Genomic DNA, 19,977 nt, shown 5'->3' with positions numbered 1-19,977 from the left:
GGAAGTTCGACGGGCTGCCGGTGGTGCCGCTATGGCTCATACGGCGGTGAGGAACCGCCTCGCGGTACTAGTGGACCGCATGCTCCCCGGAGGGAAACGCGCCGCCCACCACATCCTCCGCGAACGCCTTGGCCGCGCCACTCATCACGCCCCGCAGGTCCGCGTACTGCTTCACGAAGCGCGGCATCTTGCCGCCGGTCAGGCCCAGCATGTCCGTCCAGACAAGGACCTGCGCGTCGCACGCCGCGCCCGCTCCGATCCCGACCGTCGGGATGTGCAGGGAGCGGGTGACCTCGGCCGCCAGCTCCGCGGGAACCAGTTCGAGGACCACCGCGAACGCGCCCGCGTCCTGCGCGGCCTTGGCATCGCTCAGAAGGCGGTGCGCCGCCTCGTCGCCGCGGCCCTGGACGCGGTAGCCCATGGTGTTCACGGACTGCGGCGTGAGGCCGAGGTGGGACATGACGGGGATGCCGGAGGAGACGAGCAGCTCGGTCTGGGGGAGCGAGCGTTCGCCGCCCTCCAGCTTCACCGCGCCGACCCCGGCCTCCTTCACCAGGCGCGTCGCCGAGCGAAGGGCCTGGACCGGGCCTTCCTGGTACGACCCGAAGGGCAGGTCGCCGACGATCAGGGCACGCGACGTGCCCCGTACGACGGCCGCGGAGAGCATGGTCATCTCGTCGAGGGTGACGGGCACGGTCGTCTCGTACCCGAGGTGGCAGTTGCCCGCCGAGTCGCCGACCAGCATCACGGGGATGCCGGCCTCGTCGAAGACGGACGCGGTCATCGCGTCGTACGCGGTGAGCATGGGCCACTTCTCGCCCCGCTCCTTGGCGGCGGCGATGTCCCGCACGGTGATGCGGCGGGTGCTCTTGCCTCCGTACAGCGCCTTGCTGCTGTCGGTGGACTGGCTCGCGGCGGGACCCGCAGGCTGGTTCTGGGCAGCCGAAAGTTGCGTCATCGCAACGGCTCCTTCTCTTATCTCGAGGCGCCCTGACGGCGTCCCCGGATCACTTCCATGGTGGCACCGCGCGCCGCCCGTCGGCTAGTGGGCTCTTCGGTAAAGTCTTTACAATACGAGACGGTGTCGTATCGAAATGCCTTTAGTGTGGGAGCCATGTCTACTCCCGCCGTCACCACCCCACGCATACCGGAAGCCGTCCACCGGCGCCGGTGGGCGATCCTCGGCGTCCTGATGCTGAGCCTGCTGATCGTGGTGCTCGACAACTCGATCCTGAACGTCGCCATCAAGACGATCTCGACCCCGGAGCCCACGGGCCTCGGCGCCACCCAGGGCGACCTGGAGTGGGCCATCAACTCCTACACCCTGGTCTTCGCCGGGCTGCTCTTCACGGCGGGCCTGCTCGGCGACCGGCTCGGCCGCAAGAAGATACTGATCGCGGGCCTCGCCGTCTTCGGCATCGGCTCCGCCCTCGCCGCCGAATCCGGCTCACCCGTCCAACTCATCCTGTTCCGCGCGGTGATGGGCCTCGGCGCCGCCTTCGTGATGCCCGCCACCCTCGCCGTCCTGATGAACGTCTTCGAGCGCGACGAACAGCCCAAGGCCATCGGCATCTGGGCGGGCGGCGTCGGCCTCGCCATCGCGATCGGGCCCATCACCGGCGGCGTACTCCTCGACCACTTCTGGTGGGGCTCGGTCTTCCTGGTGAACGTGCCGATCGTGATCGTCGCGATCGGCCTGATGATCTGGCTCGTGCCCGAATCCCGCGACCCGAAGCCGGGCCGGATCGACCTGGTCGGCGTGGCCCTGTCCGTCGTCGGCCTCGTCCTGCTCGTCTACGGCATCATCAAGGGCGGCCAGCTGGCCGACTTCACCGACCCCGCCGTCCTCGGGACCGTCGCCCTGGGCCTCGCCGTACTCGTCGGCTTCGTGCTGTACGAGAAGCGCAGCGACCATCCGTCCATCGACATCTCGTACTTCAAGAACCGCGTCTTCTCGGCGGCTATCAGCTCCCTCGCGCTCGTCTTCTTCGCGCTGATGGGCGTGACGTTCTTCGCGGTCTTCTACACGCAGAGCGTGCGCGGCTACTCACCGCTGCAGACCGGCCTGTTGATGCTGCCGCTCGCCGCGGCGCAGCTCATCTTCGCGCCGCGCGCCCGTCTCGTCGTGGACCGTTTCGGTGTACGCGCCGTGTGCACGGGCGGGCTGCTGCTCCTGGCCGCGATGCTCGCCGCCTTCACGACCCTGGAGGCCGATACGCCGATCTGGATCCTGGAGGTCATCTTCTTCCTGATGGGCACCGGCATGGCGCACATCATGACGCCCGCCAGCGTCGTCATCATGCAGGCGCTGCCCCGCGAGAAGGCGGGCTCCGCCTCCGCCCTGAGCAACACCTTCCGGCAGGTCGGCGGCGCCCTGGGCATCGCGGTGCTCGGCTCCGTGCTCTCCGCGGCCTACCGCAGCGGCGTCGAGGACAAGCTCACGGTGCTGCCCGCCGACGTACGGCACACCGCGGGCGAGTCCATCGAGGCCACCCTCGGCGTCGCCGCCGAGCTCGGCCCGCGCGGCGAACCGCTGGTGACCGCGGCCCACGACTCCTTCCTGCACGCCATGCACATCACCGCGCTCTGCGGCGCGGGCGTAGCCCTGATCGGCGTCGTGGTCGTCGCCCTGTTCCTGCCGGGCCGCGCGCCCCAGGAGCCGGAGGCACAGCGGCCGGAGGTCGACCCCGTGGGCGCGGGGCACTGACCGGGGCGTGGGGTGTCGGCCGCGCCGCGAGTCCCGGCAGGGACAATCGGGCCTGGCAGAGCGCCGGACGACGAGAGACGGAGTTGATGTGGCCAGCATCGCCAAAGGCGTCCGGGGGCGCCCCCGCAGCGAGGCCGTGGAGCGGTCGATCGTCGAGGGCGTCCTGAAGATGATCGAGGACGGTGTGCCCCTCACCGATCTCTCCATCGAGCGGATCGCCCGCACGGCGGGCGTGGGCAAGGCCACCATCTACCGCCGCTGGAGCGGCAAGGAGGAACTCTTCGTCGACGTCATGCGCAGCCTGGACGACCCACCGCCCGAGCTGGCCGGGGAATCCATGCGCGGCGATCTCACCACTCTCCTCGACCACGTGCGCAGACGCGGCGTGAACCTGCGGTCATCCGCGCTGCTGCACAACGTCTTCGCGCAGGCGAAGAGCCTGCCGAAGCTGTGGGACGCCTACCAGCAGATCGTCATCGAGCCGCAGCGCCGCGTCATGCTCGACGTGCTGCGCCGGGGCGTCGAGAACGGCGAACTGCGCGCGGACGTCGACCTGCTGCTGGCCAACGACCTCATCGTCGGACCCATGCTCGCGCGTACCGTCCTGCGCTCCGACGCGCCGCTCGACGACGACCTCGCCGAGCGGATCGTGGACACCGTGCTCGCGGGGCTGCGGCCCCCGCTGCGGCCCACGGGGTGAATGTGCGCGTTTCGTCACAGCGGCCCGTTGTGCGGGGAGATGCGGAACCCGCCGCGTCGCCCCGCTCGTCCTCGTCCCGTACGGCCGTCACGGACGGCGGGGAGACACCGGATCATCGCCTAGGGTTTCAGGGGCGAGGACGGTTGCACGGCACCAGTGAGGCGACGAGCGTATGGCGCAGGCGTATGTGACGGAGACGGGCAGCGGCGGCTCGGAACCTGACCGCCAGGGGTCTCGGTTCCGGCGCCTGGCCGACGGATGGCGGGGCGACCGGGGCATCTGGAGGCGTGGGCTCGTCACGGCCGGTGTCGCGGTGCTGCTCGCCCTGGTGATGCTCTTCCACGCGCAGATCCCGAACGGCGTCGGCAACCTCGGCAGCCTCATCGAGACGTTCCTGCCCTGGCTCGGCGTCCTGATCCCGGTGCTGCTCGTCATCGGCTTCGTCCGCAAGTCCGCCACGGCGCTGATCGCCGTGCTGCTGCCCGCGGTCATCTGGGTCAGCTCCTTCGGCGGTCTGATCACCGGCAAGTCCGCCGCCGGCGGCGATCTGACGGTCGCCACCCACAACGTGAACGCGGAGAACGCCGACCCGGCGGGCACCGCCCGTGACGTCGCCGCTTCCGGCGCCGACGTCGTGGCGCTCGAGGAGCTCACGGCGGACGCCGTGCCGACGTACGAGAAGGCGCTTGCCGGCACGTACAAGTACCACTCGGTGCAGGGCACGGTCGGTCTGTGGAGCAAGTACCCCCTGACCGGCACCAAGCCCGTCGACATCAAGCTGGGCTGGACGCGCGCGATGCGGACGACGGTCAACAGCCCCAAGGGCGAGGTCGCCGTCTACGTCGCCCACCTGCCGTCGGTGCGGGTCAAGCTGGACGCGGGCTTCACCGCCAACCAGCGTGACGACAGCGCGGACGCGCTGGGCGAGGCGATCGCCGACGAGCAGGTCTCCAAGGTCGTGCTGCTCGGGGATCTGAACGGCACGATGAACGACCGGGCCCTGAACGCGGTCACCTCGCAGATGCGCTCCACGCAGGGCGCGGCGGGCGACGGCTTCGGCTTCAGCTGGCCCGCGTCGTTCCCGATGGCGCGGATCGACCAGATCATGGTGAAGGGCGTCGAGCCGCTGTCGTCGTGGACGCTCCCGGAGACGGGCAGCGATCACTTGCCGATCGCGGCGCGCGTCGAGCTCTAGGGAGTTTGACGACAGGGCCAGCCCCGGGCCGGATGTGACCGCTGGGCTGGATGTGGCCGCTGGGGCGGCTGTTCTTGGCGCGCGGCACATCCGCTCGTAACCTCACGGAATACTGGGCCTGAGAGACTTTGTTCCGTACGTAAACTTACGGAACTCCACTCCCTCATGCGCTCCCCCGGAAGGTTCTTCATGCCCCTGGCCCTGCTCGCCCTCGCCGTGGGCGCCTTCGGCATCGGCACGACCGAGTTCGTGATGATGGGCCTGCTGCCCAACGTCGCGGACGACCTGCACATATCCATCCCCACCGCAGGACACCTGGTCTCGGCGTACGCCCTGGGTGTCGTCATCGGCGCCCCGCTGCTCGCCGCGGTCACCGCGCGCATGCCGCGCCGCCGGGTCCTCATCGGCCTGATGGTGCTCTTCGTCACGGGCAACGCGCTGTCGGCCGCGGCGCCCGACTACCACTGGCTGATGGCCGCCCGCTTCCTGAGCGGCCTCCCGCACGGCGCGTTCTTCGGCGTCGGCGCCGTGGTCGCGACCGGCCTCGTGGCCCCCGAGCGCAAGGCACGCTCGGTCTCGCTCATGTTCCTCGGCCTGACCGTCGCCAACATCGTGGGCGTGCCCGTCGCCACGGCGATGGGACAGCAGCTCGGCTGGCGCGCGACGTTCCTCGCGGTCAGCGCGATCGGCCTCGCGGCGATCGCCGCGCTTGCCCTCCTCGTCCCCGCCGACCACGGCCACGGCGAGAGCGGCGGTCTGCGCGGGGAGCTCCGGGCCCTGCGCAGCGTTCCGGTCTGGCTCGCACTCGGCACGACCGTGGCGGGCTTCGGAGCGCTGTTCTCCGCGTACAGCTATGTGACGCCGATGCTGACCGACGCCGCGGGCTACGCCGAATCCAGCGTTACGTTGCTGCTCGCGCTGTTCGGTGTCGGCGCGACCGCGGGCAACCTTCTCGGCGGCCGCCTCGCCGACCACTCCCTGCGGGGCACGCTCTTCGGCGGGCTCACGGCCCTCGTCGTGGTCCTCGCCCTGTTCCCGGTCCTGATGGGGACGGCGTGGAGCGCGGCGCTCGCGGTGACGCTGCTCGGCATGGCCGCGTTCACGACGGGGTCGCCCCTGCAGCTGATGGTCATGGAGAAGGCGTCGGCGGCCCCGTCCCTGGCCTCCTCCGCCAACCAGGCCGCGTTCAACCTCGCCAACGCGGGAGGCGCGTGGGTCGGCGGTCTCGCGCTCGCCGCGGGCTTCGGGGTCACCTCTCCGGCGGTGGTGGGCGCGGGTCTTGCCGTGCTCGGCCTCGGGGTGGCCGCGGTGGCGTATCTGGTGGACCTGCGGTCGCCCGCGGTTGGCAGTGAGCGGCTCGTGGCTTCGGGCGAGCCCCTTCGAGAGACGTCTCACGCCGGGTAATCGGGTGGGTGGGCGGGAAAGATCCGCCGCGAAGCGGCGGTACAGGATCAGCCCGCCCACCCCGGGGGTCAGACAGACTCCCGCCAACGATTGGTGATCGGAAGGCGCCGGTCCTTGCCGAACCCCTTCGCGGAGATCTTCGTGCCCGGCGGGTACTGCCGCCGCTTGTACTCGGCGGTGTCGACCATCCGCAGCGTCTTCACGACGAGCTCCCGGTCGTACCCGGCGGCGACGATCGCGTCCGCGCCCTGGTCGCGGTCGACGTAGAGCGCCAGGATCCCGTCGAGCACCGGATAGTCCGGCAGCGAGTCCGTGTCCACCTGGTCGGGGCGCAGCTCCGCGCTCGGCGGCTTGCTGATGGAGTTCTCGGGGATCGGCGGCGTCTGGCCGCGGTCGACGGCCGCGCGGTTGCGCCACTCGGCGAGCCGGAAGATCAGGGACTTGTAGACGTCCTTGATCGGCCCGTACGCCCCGACCGAGTCGCCGTAGAGCGTCGAATACCCCACCGCGAGCTCGGACTTGTTGCCCGGCGCGAGGACGATGTGGCCCTCCTGGTTGGAGATGGCCATCAGCATCGTGCCGCGCAGCCGCGACTGGAGGTTCTCCTCGGCGAGCCCGGTGAGGCCGAGCGACCCCATGTACGCGTCGAACATCGGGGCGATCGGCACGGTACGGAAGTTCAGCCCCGTACGCCGGGCAAGCTCCTCCGCGTCACTGATGGAGTGGTCCGAGGAGTAGCGCGACGGCATGGCGACGCCGTACACGTTCTGCGCGCCGAGCGCGTCGCAGGCGATCGCGGCGGTGATGGCGGAGTCGATGCCTCCGGAGAGGCCGATCAGGACGCTGCTGAAGCCGTTCTTCGCGGCGTACGCACGCAGCCCCACGACCAGCGCCGAGTACACCTCTTCGTCGTCGTCGAGCCGCTCGGCGTACCCGCCGGTGAGTTCCGGCTCGTACGCGGCCAGGGGCTCCTCGGAGACGGTGACGTGCTCGATGCGCAGCCCGTCGTCCACGATGCCCGACGGCGGCTGGGGGGCGGCGGCCGGCAGATCCAGGTCGAGGACCACGCAGCCCTCGGCGAACTGCGGGGCCCGCGCGATGACTTCGCCGTCCCGGTCCACGACGACCGAGTCACCGTCGAAGACGATCTCGTCCTGGCCGCCGATCATGGCGAGGTAGGCGGTGGTGCAGCCGGCCTCCTGCGCACGCTTGCGCACCAGCTCGAGCCGTACGTCGTCCTTGTTCTGCTCGTACGGCGAGGCGTTGATGGAGAGCAGAAGACCCGCGCCCGCGGTGCGCGTCGCGGGGACGCGGCCGCCGTCCTGCCAGAGGTCCTCGCAGATGGCGAGCGCGACGTCGACGCCGTGCACGCGCAGGATCGGCAGGGTCTCGCCCGGCACGAAGTAGCGGAACTCGTCGAAGACGCCGTAGTTCGGCAGGTGGTGCTTGGAGTACGTCAGGATGGCCTCGCCGCGGTGCAGCACGGCGGCGGCGTCACGCGGGGCGCCCGCGGGCTGGCCGTACTTCGGCTTGGCCTCCTCCGTGCGGTCGAGATAGCCGACGACGACCGGCAGCTCGCCGTACCCCTCGTCGTCAAGACGCACGGCGAGCGCGCGCAGCGCCTCCCGTGAGGCGTCGACGAAGGACGACCGCAGGGCCAGGTCCTCGACGGGATAGCCGGTCAGCGCCATCTCGGGGAACGCGACGAGGTGCGCTCCCTGCTCGGCGGAGTGCCGGGTCCAATGGACGATCGCCTCGACGTTCCCGGCGAGATCGCCGACGGTCGAGTCGATCTGATTCAGGGCGAGGCGTAGTTGAGGCACGGAGCCCAGTGTAATCGTCAGAGCGACGCGATGCCCTGCAGGGAGGGTGTGGGGCGCCCCACTGGGACGCCCCACGGGCCGGCCGCCGGTCAGCTGCGACAGCTGGGGGTGGTCAGCTGCGGTAGCCCAGGACCGTCATCATTCCTGCCTCCGAGTGGTACACGTTGTGGCAGTGGATCATCCACAGGCCCGGGTTGTCGGCTTCGAAGTCCACCGTCAGGGTGCCGTTCGGCAAGATGATCGCGGTGTCCTTGCGGGGGCCGTTCGGTGTGTTCGCCAGGGTGAAGGTGTGGCCGTGCAGGTGGATCGGGTGCCACATCGTCGTCGAGTTGGCGAAGACCAGGCGGACCCGTTCGCCCGCGCGGATCGGGTGGCGGCGGTCGGGGGAGTACGGCTTCTTGTCGAAGGCCCAGTCGTACTTCGCCATTCCGCCGGTCAGCCGGAGCCTGATCGTGCGGTCCGGCTCACGGGACGGGAGTGCCACCGACCGTGCCGCCCGCAGCTTGTCCGCCGTCAGGAGGCGGCCCTTCAGCTCCTTGGGGCGGGTCGAGGGAGCGGGGGTCGCGCCGCCGCCCGTGCGGAGGACTGCCAGGGCTGCTGCCTTCTTGCCCTCGGCCGCCGCCGTCAGCGGGAACGCGCCGTCCTTGGCGGTGACCAGGACGTCATAGCGCTCGCCCATGCCGAGCAGCAGCGCGTCCGTCTTCGCGTGCTCCACCGGGAAGCCGTCCGTGTGCGTCACCGTCATCTCGTGGCCGCCGAGCGCCACCCGGAAGGCCGTGTCACCGCCCGCGTTGATGATGCGCAGGCGGATGCGGTCGCCGGGGCGGGCCTTGAAGGAGGAAGGGGCGTCCGGTGTGCGGCCGTTGATCAAGTAGTGCGGGTAGGCGACGTCGCCCGCGTCGCCGCCCAGCAGGTCGCTCTTGGCGCCCATCATCATGCGGGAGGGGCCGGAGGAGCCCGGGGTGGGCTTCGGCTTGGGGGACGCGTCGGTGCGCAGCGACATGTTCGACATGGAGTGGCCGCTGTGGTCCATGCCGCCGCCCATGTCGTGGCCGCTCATGCCCTTGCCGAGCTCCGCGAGCACGGCGTCCGGTGTCGAGCCGTCCACGCCGTCGACCCAGTCGTCCAGGACGACGACCCACTCCTTGTCGTACTTCAAGGGCTCCTTGGGGTCCTCGACGATCAGTGGTGCGTACAGACCGCGGTCCTGCTGTGTGCCCGAGTGGGGATGGAACCAGTACGTCCCCGGGTGCGGCACCGCGAACCGGTAGGTGAAGTCGGCGCCCGGCTTGATGCTCTTCTGGGTGAGGCCGGGGACGCCGTCCATGTCGTTGCGCAGGGCCAGGCCGTGCCAGTGCAGGGACGTGGCCTGGGGGAGGTGGTTGGCGAGCGTGAGGGCGAGGGTGTCGCCCGCGGTGACGCGGACTTCCTTGCCGGGCAGCCGGTCGCCGTACGCCCAGGTGTTGACCGTGCGGCCGCCGAGGTCGAGCTTGGCCTTCATGGCCATGAGCTTCACCTCACGGACCGTGCCGCCGCCGGCTCGCTTCTTCTCCGAGGTGGCTACTTCCTCGCCTGCGGGGTCGACATAGCCCTCGGGCTTGTCCTTGGGTGCGGAGCCGCTGCCGTGTCCGGCGTGGCCGGAGTCCGAACCGGAGCCGGAGCCGGAACAGGCCGTCAGGATTCCCGAACCGGCGACTGCGGTCGCGGCGCCGAGCAGGGCGCGGCGCGAAGGGGTGCGCAGGGGTTGATTGCGCATGGCTGAGTACACCTCGTCGTAGTGGTGCGTGCAGATGGGCGCATCTGCTGCTTCTGGTACACCGCTCGACGCCCGGAGGTTCCCATCAAGGGCCCACCAGGACGCGGGCAGCGTGAAGCAGCCGGTGCGTCGGCCTAAATGCGCAGCACTGAGAGGTGGGAGAGGAGTATGCGAGGCGGCGGCGGATTGGGCCGCAGCCCGTCGAGCAGCCGGGCGAGCGCACGCGCGGGGACGGCGAAGCCGCCGGGCCGCAGCAGGCCCGCCTTCAGCAGCAGGACGAGGGTGAGTGCGGCGAGGACGGCCAGGCAGACGGACAGCGGGTCCATCCCGTCCATGCCGAGCCCTTCGCCCACGGCTGTCGCCACGCGCGCGTGGCCGGTGACTTCGGGCATCTCCGGTGGCGCCGATTCGCCCGAGCTCATCTCATGCCGGGCGGCGGCCTGTTCGGGCCCGCTCGGGTGGCTCGGCACGTGGCTCGACGAGTGGCCTGGCGTGGGGCTCGACGAGTGGCTGGTCGGATGGCCCAGCGTATGCATCGTCACGATGCCGAAGAGCAGCGCCGCGAGCAGCACGAGCTGCCTGCCGCCGTTCGCTGATCTCTTCAGGGCCGCCATGGGCGAAAGCTTACCCCCGGCGGGTATCCCGCGACATGCGGGCCCCCGGCACTCCACTGATCATGAGCCCATGACGACTACGTACAAACCGGCGCAGACCACATCACCTGTTGAGGGCCTGCGTCCCTCGCCGGGGACCACGCGTGCTGCCGCCGACTAGCGCCGTCCTCCCAGCCGAGTCCACTGCCGTGCCCCCCACACCGACGGAGCCCCGCCCCGCCCGCGCCATCGCCGTCTCGGCGCTCCTGGCACTCGGCGCGGTCGCTTACAGCACGTGGATCCTCGAAGCCTTCCTCGGCACGGGGCTCTCGCCGCTGAGTTCGTACGTCAGTGAACTCGCCGCCCAGGACCAGCCGTACGGCACGCTGTTCCGCACGGCCGACCTGACCGCCGGGCTGCTGATCCTCGCGGGCGCGGTGGGCGCGCTGCTGTGGCTGCCGCGACGGTGGAGCACGGTCGTGGGGTGGGCGGGGCTCGGCCTGTTCGGGGCGGCCACCGCCGTGGACTCCCGGCTGCCGCTGAGCTGCGCGCCGACCGCCGACGCGGCCTGCGTGGCCAGGGAGGGCGCGGGGCTCGTGCCCGCGGCGCACGAGGCGCACGCGGTGAGCAGCAGTGTCGCGGTGACGGGGGCGCTGGTGGGGATGGTGGCGCTGACGCTCACGGCCCGGAGGTACGGATTCCCGCCCTCCCTCGCGGGCTCCCTCGCCCTCCTCCTCGTACTCCTCGAACTGGCCGCCACCGCCTGGACGTTGGCCGCTGTCGCCGCCTTCGACGCGGGGCACGGCACGTGGGGTCTTGGGGTGGGGCAGCGGCTCCAGGTGCTGCTGATCGCGGTCTGGCTGGGCCTGCTCGCGCGTGCGGTGGTGCGGCGCGGGTGAGTTTCGTACGGATCGGGGGAGTGCCGCACCACGTACGGGTGACGGGGAGCGGGCCGGTGTGCGTGCTGAGTTCGGGGCTCGGTCTCGCGTGGTTCGACTGGGACCCGGTGGTGGAACTGCTCGCCCCGTGGCGGACGATCGTCCGCTTCGACCGGCCGGGGGCGGGGCTGAGCGGGCACGCGCGCGTGGCGCCCACGTTGGTGGGCGAGGCCGAGCGGATTGCGCGGGTCCTGGGCGCGGTGGGCTTCGGCGGCTGTCCCGCCACGGTGGTCGGCCACTCGCTCGCGGGCTTCCACTGCGAGGCCTTCGCCCGCCTCTTCCCGGAGCGGACGTCGGGCCTGGTCCTGGTCGACTCCAGCGTCGAGGAACGACCGCGGGTGCGGGTGCCGCGTGGGGTGCGGGTGGGGGCGGCGCGGATGGTGGGGGCGGTGCTGAGCGGGGCGGGGCTGCCGCGGGCGGTGGGTCCGCTCCTTCGGAGGGTGGCGGTGCGGGGTGACGTGGCGTCGGCGGCTGCGGTGGGGCAGGTCTACGGGTCGAGCCGTGTGCTGCGGGGGTCGCTTCTGGAGTACGCCACCTACGGCGACGCCGCGCTGCAACTCACAGCTCTGCGGCGGGAGTTCCCTCTCCGGGGGCTGCCCGTGACGGTGCTTGCTGCGTACTCCGGGGGTGCGGGGGTGAGGTGGCTGGCCCGGCAGCGGGCCCTGGCCGCCTCCCTGGACGCGACCTTCCGCGTCGCGGAACCTTCGGGCCATCTGGTGATGCGGGACGCCCCGGGGGGCGTGGCGGAGGCGGTCCTTGCCCCCGGCGACGCCCCCTGACCCAGCGCTCCGCGCCGGTTTTTCCCACCCACCTACCCGTTACCCGGCAGCGCACATTGGCCACGTGGGTGCGGGTGCGGTGCGTGCTGTTCGTGCGGCTCCCGGCCCTGGGTCGCCGCTTCGCGGCGTTCTTCCCACCCACCCACCTGATCACCCGGCAGTGGAAACGGGCTGCCAGGCGCCGTGGCCCACGACCCGCGACCGGGCAATCGGGTGGGTGGGCGGGAAAGGCTTGTTCGGGCGGAGGCGGCTGCGGGGGGTCGGGCGGGTGGGTGGGAGACACCCGCCGCGCAGCGGCGGTTCAGGGGATACCGCCGGGCCACCCAGACAAGCGCCCCCCGAAGCCCCCGCCCCCGGAAGAGATACCGCAGGGCCACTAGGAAGTGGCCCCCCGGCTCCCCCGGAGCCCCCGCACACTCTCCCGGATCACAATGTGCGTCCCCAGCAGATGCCTCTCCTGGCCCGCCCGAGGCGCCCCCGCCAGAGCGAGGCGGACCGCCGTTCTGCCCATCTCCTCCGCGGGGATGTGCACCGTCGTCAGGCCGGGGGTGATGTCCGCCGCCACGGGGTCGTCGTTGTAGCCGACCACCGAGATGTCCTCCGGCACCCGCAGCCCGTGCTCCCGCAGCGCGATCACCGTGGCCGCCGCCACCCTGTCGTCGCCCGCGAACACCGCCGTGAAGTCCGGCCTGCCGTCCGCCTTCTTGAGGAGGTCCATGATCGCCTCGTACCCGTGGTTCTGTCCGAAGCCGATGCCGTGCAGGATCGCCTCATCGCGCGGCACCCCGTGGTCGGCCAGCGCCCGCAGGTAGCCGGCGACACGGTCCTCGCCCGTGGTGTGGCCTGGCTGGTAGCCGATCAGGGCTATCTTGCGGTGGCCCGCGCCCAGCAGGTGGCTCGTGATCGCGTACGCGCCCGCCTCGTTGTCGTACTCGACGACCAGCGCGGGGACATCCGGCGCCGGCGCCGGACGCCCGCACAGCACAAGCCGGGAGCCCGCCGCGGCGAGGGCCTCCGCGTACCGCGCCATCCGCTCGCGGTACTCGTCGTCCTCGATGACGCCGCCGACCAACACCACGGCCTCTGCGGCCTGTTCGCGCATCATCTGCACCAGAGCGAGCTCGCGGGCCGGATCGCTGCCCGTCGACGCGACCAGGGTGAGCCTGCCCCGCTGGGCGGCCTCCATCTCGACCCCGTGTGCGACATGCGCGTAGAAGGAGCTCACCAACTCGAACATGAGCACCGCGATCGTCTTGCGGCCCGCGCCCGCCAAAGCGCGCGCATGCGCGTTGGCGACGTAGTCGAGGTCCTTGACGGCCCTCAACACCTTCGCCCGCGACGCCGTCGACGTCGGGTAGTTGCCCGCGAGGACCCGCGAGACGGTCGCGACCGAGACGCCCGCCCGCGCCGCCACATCGCGGATGGTGACTCGCTCACCCACACTGTCTCCTCAAGTAGCAGTATCCGGGGCGGTGTTGCCCCCATCGGGGTTGTCCTCACAGCAGCTGCCCCCACGGCGGCCTCCCGCCCCGGACCATCATCCCGCGCCCCCGCCGGATCAGTGCGCGGCTTCGTACTCCTTCGCGAACTCCTCGCGCGCCTTCTCGCCGCCCTGCGTCTGCCACTTCTTGTAGACGGCGTCCCAGTCGGACAGCTTCTTGCGGCCGGAGACGATCGCCGTGACACCGTCCTCGACGACCTGCTGCATGGACGCGCCCTGCCGGTTGTACGTGTCCGACATCAGGCCCCAGTGGTCGTCACGGACGAGGTTCGGCACGACTGCCTTCTCCCACGTGTGCAGCCGCTTGGTGAGATCGGCGAACCCGGGGAAGTACAGCGGCTGCGGCGCGTCCATGAGGTAGGCGAAGGGGAGGTTCGTCCGGTTCTCCACCAGGCCGAGCGAGGTGGGGATCGGGTCACCGCTCTTGTCGTACTCGAAGTGTGTGCCCTCGACGCCCGAGTGCATCAGCTCGTACTCCTTGGAGCCGAACGGCGACGCCAGCCAGTCGAGGACCCGCAGCATCAGCTTGACGCGGTCCTTGGAGGCCTTCTTGATGACGGTGTAGCCGAAACAGCCGCGGTTCTGCTGGTAGACGGGCGTCACGCCGTCGACCACGTACGGCACGGCGGCGTCCAGCGTGAACTCGTCCTTGATGCCTTGCGCGTTGGAGATCGCCGCGCCCCAGCCGTCCGTCATCGAGCGGACCGTGCCGTTGTAGAACTGCGTCTTGAGGTCGACCTGGGAGATCGAGGTGGCGTCGGAGTTGTACGAGCCCGCCTTGCGCAGCTTGGACATGTACTCCAGGGCGGCCCTGAACTCGTCGGTCCCGTACATGTCGGTGACCTTGCCGTTCTTGATCTGCCACTGGTTCGGCGCGCCGTGCCACATCGCGTGGTAGAGGTAGCCGAAGAAGCCGACCGACGAGGCGCCGAGCGCGGACTTCTTGTTCCGCGAGGCCTCGCGAGCCATCGCCTGGAAGTCGGCCGCCGCCATGCCCGGCTTGTAACCCGCCCTGTCGAAGGCCTCGCGGTTGATGAACATCGCGCCCTGCACCTTGGCACGCTCGACGGGGAGGCCGTAGATGCGCCCGGCGACGCGGCCCATGCCCTCCCAGGCGTACGTGGGGATGTTGGCGAGGTTCGGGTAGTCCTTGACCGCGTCCCCGGACAGGTGCTCCGAGAGGTCCGCGCACCGCGACTTCACGAACTGCGACTCGCGCGGCAGGACGTAGCCGCCACCGAAGTTGATCATGTCGGGCAGGTCGTCACCGGACATCAGGGTGGACATCTTGGAGCGGAAGTCCGCGTCGGGCACCACGGAGAACTCGACCTCGACGCCGAGGGCCTCGTTCATCGCCTGCCAGTACTTGTTCGATCCGACCGGCTTCGGCGGGGTGCCGTAGGTGATGGTCATGACCTTGATCTTCTGCTTGCCGGTGCCCGGCTTCTCGGCCGTCGCGGCGACCAGCTTCTGGGGGTACTTGGTGAACCCGGGCTGTACGCCATCGGCGCTGGGCGCGAGGTCGGGCGTCGGGCCCTTGGCCGGCGTGTACGTCGGCCAGGGCGCCGCCTTCTTGTTGGCGTTACTGACCGAACCGCCGCCGCCCGAGTCGGTGGAGCAGGCGGTGAGCAGGGAGGGGGCCGCGACCGCGGCGCCGCCGACGGCTATGGAGCGCAGCAGCGTACGGCGCGACATCGAGGAACCGGACACAGTGTCAACCTTTCGGAGATGCGGGGGAGTTGGCTCAGCTCTTGATGGCGCCTGTGAGCACGCCCTTGGTGAAGTACTTCTGCAGGAAGGGGTAGACGATCAGGATCGGCACGGTGGCGATCACCAGAACGGCCATCTGCATCGTCTGCGGGGCCGAGACGTTCGCCGCGTCGCTCAGCCCGGTGTCCGCGATCTGCGATCCGCCCATGACGTACGTACGCAGGACCTGCTGGAGCGGCCAGTGGTCGGACTCCAGGTAGATCGAGGCATGGAACCAGGCGTTCCAGTAGCTCACCGCGTAGAAGAGGCCGACGACGGCGAGAGCCGCCTTGGAGAGCGGCAGCACGACCCGCCACAGGATCTGCCAGTCGTTCGCGCCGTCGAGCCGCGCCGCCTCGTACAGCTCCTCGGGCACGCCCTGGAAGAAGCCGCGCAGGACGACCAGATTGAAGACGTTGATGAGGACGGGGACGATCAGGGCGCTGTAACTCTCCAGCATCCCCATGCCCTTGACCAGCAGGAACGCGGGGATCATGCCGGGCGGGAAGAGGAAGGTGAACAGGACGATCAGCAGGATCGGCTTGCCGCCGTACACCTTGGGGCGGCTCAGCGCGTACGCGAGGAACGTCGTGCACGCGAGCGAGGCGAGGGTCCCGATGACGGTGATGCCGGCGCTGACGCCGAGCGCCTTGGTGACGATGCCGCCCGCGAAGACCTGCTCGTAGGCGCGCAGGGTCGGGTGCGTCGGCCACAGGACCCAGCCGCCGTTGGCGATGACCTCGCGGTTGGAGGCGAACGACGTCGAGACGATGACCAGGAACGGCACGAAGACCATGACCAGGATGGTGACGATGGCGAGGGCCTTGGCCACCTGGGTGACGGGCTTCGGCTTCTCCATCCAGGAGGGGCGCGGGGGGCGTGCGGGGCGTGCGCGACGCGCAGGACGTCCGGGGCGTATCGCGGCGGTTTTCGTGCTCGTGCTCACTTGTAGACCCCCTGCTCGCCGAGGCGATGGGCGACCTTGTTGGCCGCGAAGACGAGAATCGCGCCGACCACGCCCTTGAACAGGCCCGCCGCCGCGGCGTATCCGGTGTCGCCGCCGACGATGCCCTGCCAGAAGACGAAGGTGTCGAGCACCTCACCGGCCTCGGGCCCGACCGACTGCCGTTGCAGCAGCATCTGTTCGAAGCCGACGGAGAGGATGTCGCCGAGCCGCATGATCAGGAGCAGGATGACGACCGGCCGGATCGACGGCAGCGTCACGTGCCAGAAGCGGCGCAAGGGGCCGGCCCCGTCGATCGCGGCGGCCTCGTACTGCTGCTCGTCCACCTGCATCAGCGCGGCGAGGAAGATGATCGTGCCCCAGCCGGCGTCCTTCCAGACGACTTGCGCGACGACGAGCGCCGGGTACGCGTCAGGGTTGCCGATGATGTCGACGGAAGTCAGACCCGCCTGCCCCAGGACGGAGTTGAGCAGCCCGGTGTCGGCGAGCACCTGCTGGAACAGGGCGACGACGATGACCCACGACAGGAAGTGCGGCAGGTAGACCACCGACTGCACGAAGCGCCGCGTCAGGTCCGAGGTCAGGCTGTGCAGGAGCAGGGCCAGGCCGAGCGGGACCGGGAAGAAGAAGACCAGCTGGAGTACCGCGAGGAAGAGCGTGTTCCAGGTCGCGTGCCAGAAGTCCGGGTCGCCGAACATCCGGTCGAAGTTCTCGAAGCCGACCCAGGGGCTGGCCCAGAGGCCGTCGAAGGGGACGTACTCCTTGAAGGCGACGGCGTTCCCGATGAACGCGCCGTAGTGGAACACCAGGAAGTACGCGACCCCCGGCACCATGAGCAGCAGCAGGACTCGCGAGGAGCGAAACCGTTTCCATCGCTCATCACGCTTGATTTTGTTGCCATTTGGCCTGTTACTGCGCTTGCCGGGCGGCTTCACCGCCTCGGTTTCCGTCCGTTCCTTCGTCACCGCTGACACGGCAGCCCCTCCGTTGTCGGAACAAGGTGACCGGAATCTAAAGCGGTTACTAACCCCGGTCAACCCCCTTGGCCCGGCGATCTCTTGACCGCTGTCCCGACTTCGGCCTAGCCTCCAGGCGCTGTTGGGTAACCGGTTACTACGAGGGATGGTCACGCGTGGCAGACCAGGCAGAGTTGAAAGGCCGACTGAACGCGGTGCTCGCCATGAGCGCGGACGTGGCGGACCGGGTGTTCGCGCCCGACATCCGCGAACGCCTCGCGCGCAGCGTGGAGTTGGCGCCCGCCCTGCTCACCGGGTCGCTCACCGGGACCGGGGCGCTCGCGGTGCTCGCCGACGCGGAGATCCTGGTCACCGGCTGGAACTGCCCGCCCATCACGGCGGATGTCCTCGCAGGCGCCCCTCGGCTCCGGGCCCTCGTGCACGCCGCCGGATCCGTGAAACCCGTGGTGACGGACGCGCTGTGGGACCGGGGCGTGGTCGTCTCATCGGCGGCCGACGCCAACGCGGGGCCCGTCGTGGCCTACACGCTCGCCGCGATCACCTTCGCGGCGAAGGGCGCGCTGCCGACCGCGGCGGGCTACGCCGCCGGGTGGCCATCGTTCACCGAGCGGACGGGCGCCGACGCCCGCACCATCGGCATCATCGGCGCGTCCCGCATCGGGAGGGGTGTGATCGCGGCGCTGCGCGCGTCCGACGTGGGCTGGCGCGTACTGCTGACCGACCCCTACGTCACGGGGGAGGAGGCCGCCGGACTCGGCGTGGAACTGGTCGACCTCTCGGAGCTGTGCAGGCGCAGCTCGATCGTCAGCGTCCACGCGCCCCAACTGCCCGAGACGCGGGGCATGGTGAGCGAGGAGATGCTCAAGCTGATCCCCGACGGGGGCACCGTCATCAACACGGCGCGCGGCTCACTTCTCGACACGGAGGCACTGGCCAGGGAGTGCGGGGCGGGGCGCCTGGACGCGTTCCTGGACGTGACGGACCCCGAGCCGCTGCCCGTGGGGCATCCCTTGCTGGTGCTGCCGAATGTGCTGGTCACTCCGCATGTCGCGGGGGCGCAGGGGAGTGAGGTGCGGCGGCTCGGGGAGTTCGCGGTGGGGGAGGTGGAGAGGTTCGTGCGGGGGGAGGAGCTGCGGGGGCGGTTGTTGCGGGAGGAGTTGCCGCGGATGGCGTGAGCGGTTTCTTTTCCCCAACCCCGCCCCTTCCCGACAGTGACATTTGCGGCTCCGCCGCGTGGCGTGCCTGCACCCCGGGCCTACCTGGGGCTCCGCGCCAAGCAGGTTTTCGGGAAGGGGCGGGGTTGGGGAGAATTACGGCTTTGCTCCCCGCGCCTTCAGCAAGTCCGCCATCAGCTCCATCTCCGACTCCTGCGACTCCACCATCCCCCGAGCAAGCCGCACCTCCGCCCCCACCTCGCACCGCTCCACACACCCCTGGGCCATATGGACCCCGCCCTTGTGGTGCTCGGTCATCAGCTGGAGGTACCGCACCTCAGCAGCCCGCCCCCGCAGCTTCCCGAGCTCCTTGAGCTCGGTGTTCGTCGCCATCCCCGGCATCAGCGCGCCGTCCTTGCCCGGCGGCATGTCCCCCATCCCCATCCACTCCATCGGCGCCCGCTCGGGCACCTTCGGCAGCTCCCACAGGTCGAGCCAGCCGAGCAGCATGCCCCGCTGGTTCGCCTGCGTCTGGGCGATGTCGTACGCGAGGCGACGGATCTCCTCGTCCTTCGTGCGGTCGCGCACGATGTACGACATCTCCACGGCCTGCTGGTGATGCGTCGCCATGTCCCGGGCGAAGCCCGCGTCGGCCGACTCCGTGGCGGGGGACGACGTGCCGGACGAGCCGTCCGACGAGGCGACCGCGACGGTGATCCCGCCGCCGGCCACGGCCACCGCCGCGAGGGCCCCGACCACCCAGCAGGTGCGCCGCCTCACTGGGACTTGCCACCCGTGCAGGCGGCCCCCGGCTCAGGGGTCTGCTTGCCCTGCACGTACGTGGAGAAGAAGGAGGCGACCTTCGGGTCGGACGCGCCGGTCACCGTGCGCTGGTGGCCCCAGGCCGTCAGCGTGACCGGGTCCTTCTGGTCCTTGACGGGACTCATCAGCGAGTACGGCGTCTGCTTGACCTTCTGCTCCAGCTTCTTCAGGTCCGCGGCCTTCGCCTTGTCGTTGTACGTCACCCAGACGGCCCCGTGCTCCAGGGAGTGCACGGCGTGGCGCTCCGGGATCTCGTCCTTGTAGACGTCGCCGTTGCAGTTCATCCACGCCTGGTCGTGGTCGCCGCCCACCGGCGGGGTCATCGAGTAGCTGACGTCCTTGGTGACGTGCGTACGGCCCAGCTTCTTCGCGTCCCAGACCTTCTCGCCGTCCGCGGTCGTCTTGAACTTCGGCGCGGCGTTCCCGTCGGCGACCGTGCCGGAGTCGTCGTCGGCCTGCTGGAAGAGGACCACACCGCCCACGGCGAGCGCGGCGACCACCACCGCGCTGAGAGTGATCGTGATGGCGCGGCCACGGCGATCGCGTGCGCGCTCTGCCCGGCGCATCTCCTCTATCCGGGCCTTGCGGGAAGCGGCGCTCGTGTTCTTGGCGGAACCCATGATGTGTCCTTCGGCGATACGGCGATACGACGGAAAGGGCGGGACGCGCTGGCGGAACATGGTGGTGCGGTTCGCTGATCGTAATGGGCGAGCGTCGCGGGCTGTAGGGGCAGTCTGAGCCGCCCGCTGTTACGGGCGCGCCGATCAGCAGGCACTATGGGCACAGGGCGGCACATGGCCCGCAACGCGCCCGAAACGGTGTGGTGGGATGCTCATGTGCCCCGATGCGTCCCCAGACGAGGAGACAGCTCGAACACGGCGCGGACGCAGGCGGCCTGACCAGCAATGATGGGTG

General features: G+C 70.3%; 17 protein-coding genes. 7 read left to right on the top strand and 10 right to left on the bottom strand.

Translation table 11 applies throughout. The features are described 5' to 3' along the window. Positions 1-67: 67 nt before the first annotated feature. The gene (panB, locus tag E5671_RS16400) at positions 68-958 is read right to left on the bottom strand and encodes a 3-methyl-2-oxobutanoate hydroxymethyltransferase (protein WP_160504723.1); all 891 of its coding nucleotides are present in this window, start codon (positions 956-958) and stop codon (positions 68-70) included. Positions 959-1,114: 156 nt separating this feature from the next. Between panB and E5671_RS16395 the strand changes: the two genes are divergently transcribed. The 4 genes from E5671_RS16395 (at position 1,115) to E5671_RS16380 (ending at position 6,006) form a co-directional block, all read left to right on the top strand. Continuing rightward, the gene (locus E5671_RS16395) at positions 1,115-2,707 is read left to right on the top strand and encodes an MFS transporter (RefSeq protein WP_160504722.1); all 1,593 of its coding nucleotides are present in this window, start codon (positions 1,115-1,117) and stop codon (positions 2,705-2,707) included. Between the two features lie 88 nt (positions 2,708-2,795). Further along, positions 2,796-3,407: a TetR/AcrR family transcriptional regulator gene (locus E5671_RS16390; RefSeq protein ID WP_443032631.1), complete on the top strand. Its 612-nt coding sequence runs from the start codon at positions 2,796-2,798 to the stop codon at positions 3,405-3,407. Positions 3,408-3,579: 172 nt separating this feature from the next. After that, complete coding sequence (locus tag E5671_RS16385; protein WP_160504721.1) at positions 3,580-4,602, top strand: endonuclease/exonuclease/phosphatase family protein; 1,023 nt, start codon at positions 3,580-3,582, stop codon at positions 4,600-4,602. 189 nt (positions 4,603-4,791) lie between these two features. Further along, entirely contained in the window at positions 4,792-6,006 is a 1,215-nt protein-coding gene (locus E5671_RS16380) for an MFS transporter (RefSeq protein ID WP_160504720.1), read from the top strand. Positions 6,007-6,074: 68 nt separating this feature from the next. Here the strand turns inward: E5671_RS16380 and E5671_RS16375 are convergent, their stop codons facing one another. The 3 genes from E5671_RS16375 to E5671_RS16365 form a co-directional block, all read right to left on the bottom strand. After that, positions 6,075-7,829, bottom strand: a complete 1,755-nt coding sequence (locus E5671_RS16375) for an NAD+ synthase (RefSeq protein ID WP_160504719.1) — start codon at positions 7,827-7,829, stop codon at positions 6,075-6,077. 112 nt (positions 7,830-7,941) lie between these two features. After that, positions 7,942-9,585, bottom strand: coding sequence for a multicopper oxidase family protein (locus E5671_RS16370; protein ID WP_237330174.1), 1,644 nt, complete (start codon positions 9,583-9,585; stop codon positions 7,942-7,944). A 134-nt stretch (positions 9,586-9,719) separates the two neighbouring features. After that, positions 9,720-10,199 (bottom strand): DUF6153 family protein, encoded by a 480-nt coding sequence (locus E5671_RS16365; RefSeq protein ID WP_160504718.1) that lies wholly within the window; start codon positions 10,197-10,199, stop codon positions 9,720-9,722. A gap of 188 nt (positions 10,200-10,387) precedes the next feature. Between E5671_RS16365 and E5671_RS16360 the strand changes: the two genes are divergently transcribed. Both E5671_RS16360 and E5671_RS16355 read left to right on the top strand, forming a co-directional pair. Continuing rightward, positions 10,388-11,077, top strand: coding sequence for a DUF998 domain-containing protein (locus E5671_RS16360; protein ID WP_160504717.1), 690 nt, complete (start codon positions 10,388-10,390; stop codon positions 11,075-11,077). After that, entirely contained in the window at positions 11,074-11,895 is an 822-nt protein-coding gene (locus tag E5671_RS16355; protein ID WP_160504716.1) for an alpha/beta fold hydrolase, read from the top strand. Before E5671_RS16360 ends, E5671_RS16355 begins: the two co-directional genes overlap by 4 nt. 376 nt (positions 11,896-12,271) lie before the next feature. On the opposite strand, the gene E5671_RS16350 is transcribed toward E5671_RS16355, so the two are convergent. The 4 genes from E5671_RS16350 to E5671_RS16335 all read right to left on the bottom strand — a co-directional run bounded on the left by E5671_RS16350 (position 12,272) and on the right by E5671_RS16335 (position 16,942). Further along, on the bottom strand, positions 12,272-13,336 hold the full coding sequence (locus tag E5671_RS16350; RefSeq protein ID WP_160504715.1) for a substrate-binding domain-containing protein: 1,065 nt from the start codon (positions 13,334-13,336) through the stop codon (positions 12,272-12,274). A gap of 117 nt (positions 13,337-13,453) precedes the next feature. Beyond that, positions 13,454-15,091, bottom strand: coding sequence for an extracellular solute-binding protein (locus tag E5671_RS16345; protein WP_160504714.1), 1,638 nt, complete (start codon positions 15,089-15,091; stop codon positions 13,454-13,456). Positions 15,092-15,140: 49 nt separating this feature from the next. Then, positions 15,141-16,004 (bottom strand): carbohydrate ABC transporter permease, encoded by an 864-nt coding sequence (locus E5671_RS16340; protein WP_160510218.1) that lies wholly within the window; start codon positions 16,002-16,004, stop codon positions 15,141-15,143. An 83-nt stretch (positions 16,005-16,087) separates the two neighbouring features. Continuing rightward, positions 16,088-16,942 (bottom strand): ABC transporter permease, encoded by an 855-nt coding sequence (locus E5671_RS16335; protein WP_160504713.1) that lies wholly within the window; start codon positions 16,940-16,942, stop codon positions 16,088-16,090. A gap of 347 nt (positions 16,943-17,289) precedes the next feature. Between E5671_RS16335 and E5671_RS16330 the strand changes: the two genes are divergently transcribed. After that, positions 17,290-18,261, top strand: coding sequence for a hydroxyacid dehydrogenase (locus E5671_RS16330; protein ID WP_160510217.1), 972 nt, complete (start codon positions 17,290-17,292; stop codon positions 18,259-18,261). Between the two features lie 135 nt (positions 18,262-18,396). Here E5671_RS16330 and E5671_RS16325 read toward each other — a convergent pair whose 3' ends face one another. Together E5671_RS16325 and E5671_RS16320 are read right to left on the bottom strand one after the other, a co-directional pair. After that, a complete protein-coding gene (locus E5671_RS16325) occupies positions 18,397-19,020 on the bottom strand; it encodes a DUF305 domain-containing protein (protein ID WP_160504712.1) in 624 nt (207 codons plus the stop codon). After that, entirely contained in the window at positions 19,017-19,682 is a 666-nt protein-coding gene (locus E5671_RS16320; protein WP_160504711.1) for a DUF3105 domain-containing protein, read from the bottom strand. Before E5671_RS16320 ends, E5671_RS16325 begins: the two co-directional genes overlap by 4 nt. Between the last annotated feature and the right edge of the window lie 295 nt (positions 19,683-19,977).

It is taken from the genome of Streptomyces sp. BA2 (genome assembly GCF_009769735.1).
In the GTDB taxonomy this organism is placed as follows: Bacteria; Actinomycetota; Actinomycetes; order Streptomycetales; family Streptomycetaceae; genus Streptomyces.
This window is presented reverse-complemented; position numbering and strand designations above follow the sequence as displayed.

Excerpts from the sequence above, each read along its gene's own strand:
- panB (WP_160504723.1), bottom strand. The coding sequence starts at position 958 with ATGACGCAACTTTCGGCTGCCCAGAACCAGCCTGCGGGTCCCGCCGCG.
- E5671_RS16395 (WP_160504722.1), top strand. The coding sequence starts at position 1,115 with ATGTCTACTCCCGCCGTCACCACCCCACGCATACCGGAAGCCGTCCAC.
- E5671_RS16385 (WP_160504721.1), top strand. The coding sequence starts at position 3,580 with ATGGCGCAGGCGTATGTGACGGAGACGGGCAGCGGCGGCTCGGAACCT.
- E5671_RS16380 (WP_160504720.1), top strand. The coding sequence starts at position 4,792 with ATGCCCCTGGCCCTGCTCGCCCTCGCCGTGGGCGCCTTCGGCATCGGC.
- E5671_RS16370 (WP_237330174.1), bottom strand. The coding sequence starts at position 9,585 with ATGCGCAATCAACCCCTGCGCACCCCTTCGCGCCGCGCCCTGCTCGGC.
- E5671_RS16365 (WP_160504718.1), bottom strand. The coding sequence starts at position 10,199 with ATGGCGGCCCTGAAGAGATCAGCGAACGGCGGCAGGCAGCTCGTGCTG.
- E5671_RS16345 (WP_160504714.1), bottom strand. The coding sequence starts at position 15,091 with ATGTCGCGCCGTACGCTGCTGCGCTCCATAGCCGTCGGCGGCGCCGCG.
- E5671_RS16340 (WP_160510218.1), bottom strand. The coding sequence starts at position 16,004 with ATGGAGAAGCCGAAGCCCGTCACCCAGGTGGCCAAGGCCCTCGCCATC.
- E5671_RS16335 (WP_160504713.1), bottom strand. The coding sequence starts at position 16,942 with ATGGTGCCGGGGGTCGCGTACTTCCTGGTGTTCCACTACGGCGCGTTC.
- E5671_RS16330 (WP_160510217.1), top strand. The coding sequence starts at position 17,290 with ATGAGCGCGGACGTGGCGGACCGGGTGTTCGCGCCCGACATCCGCGAA.
- E5671_RS16320 (WP_160504711.1), bottom strand. The coding sequence starts at position 19,682 with ATGGGTTCCGCCAAGAACACGAGCGCCGCTTCCCGCAAGGCCCGGATA.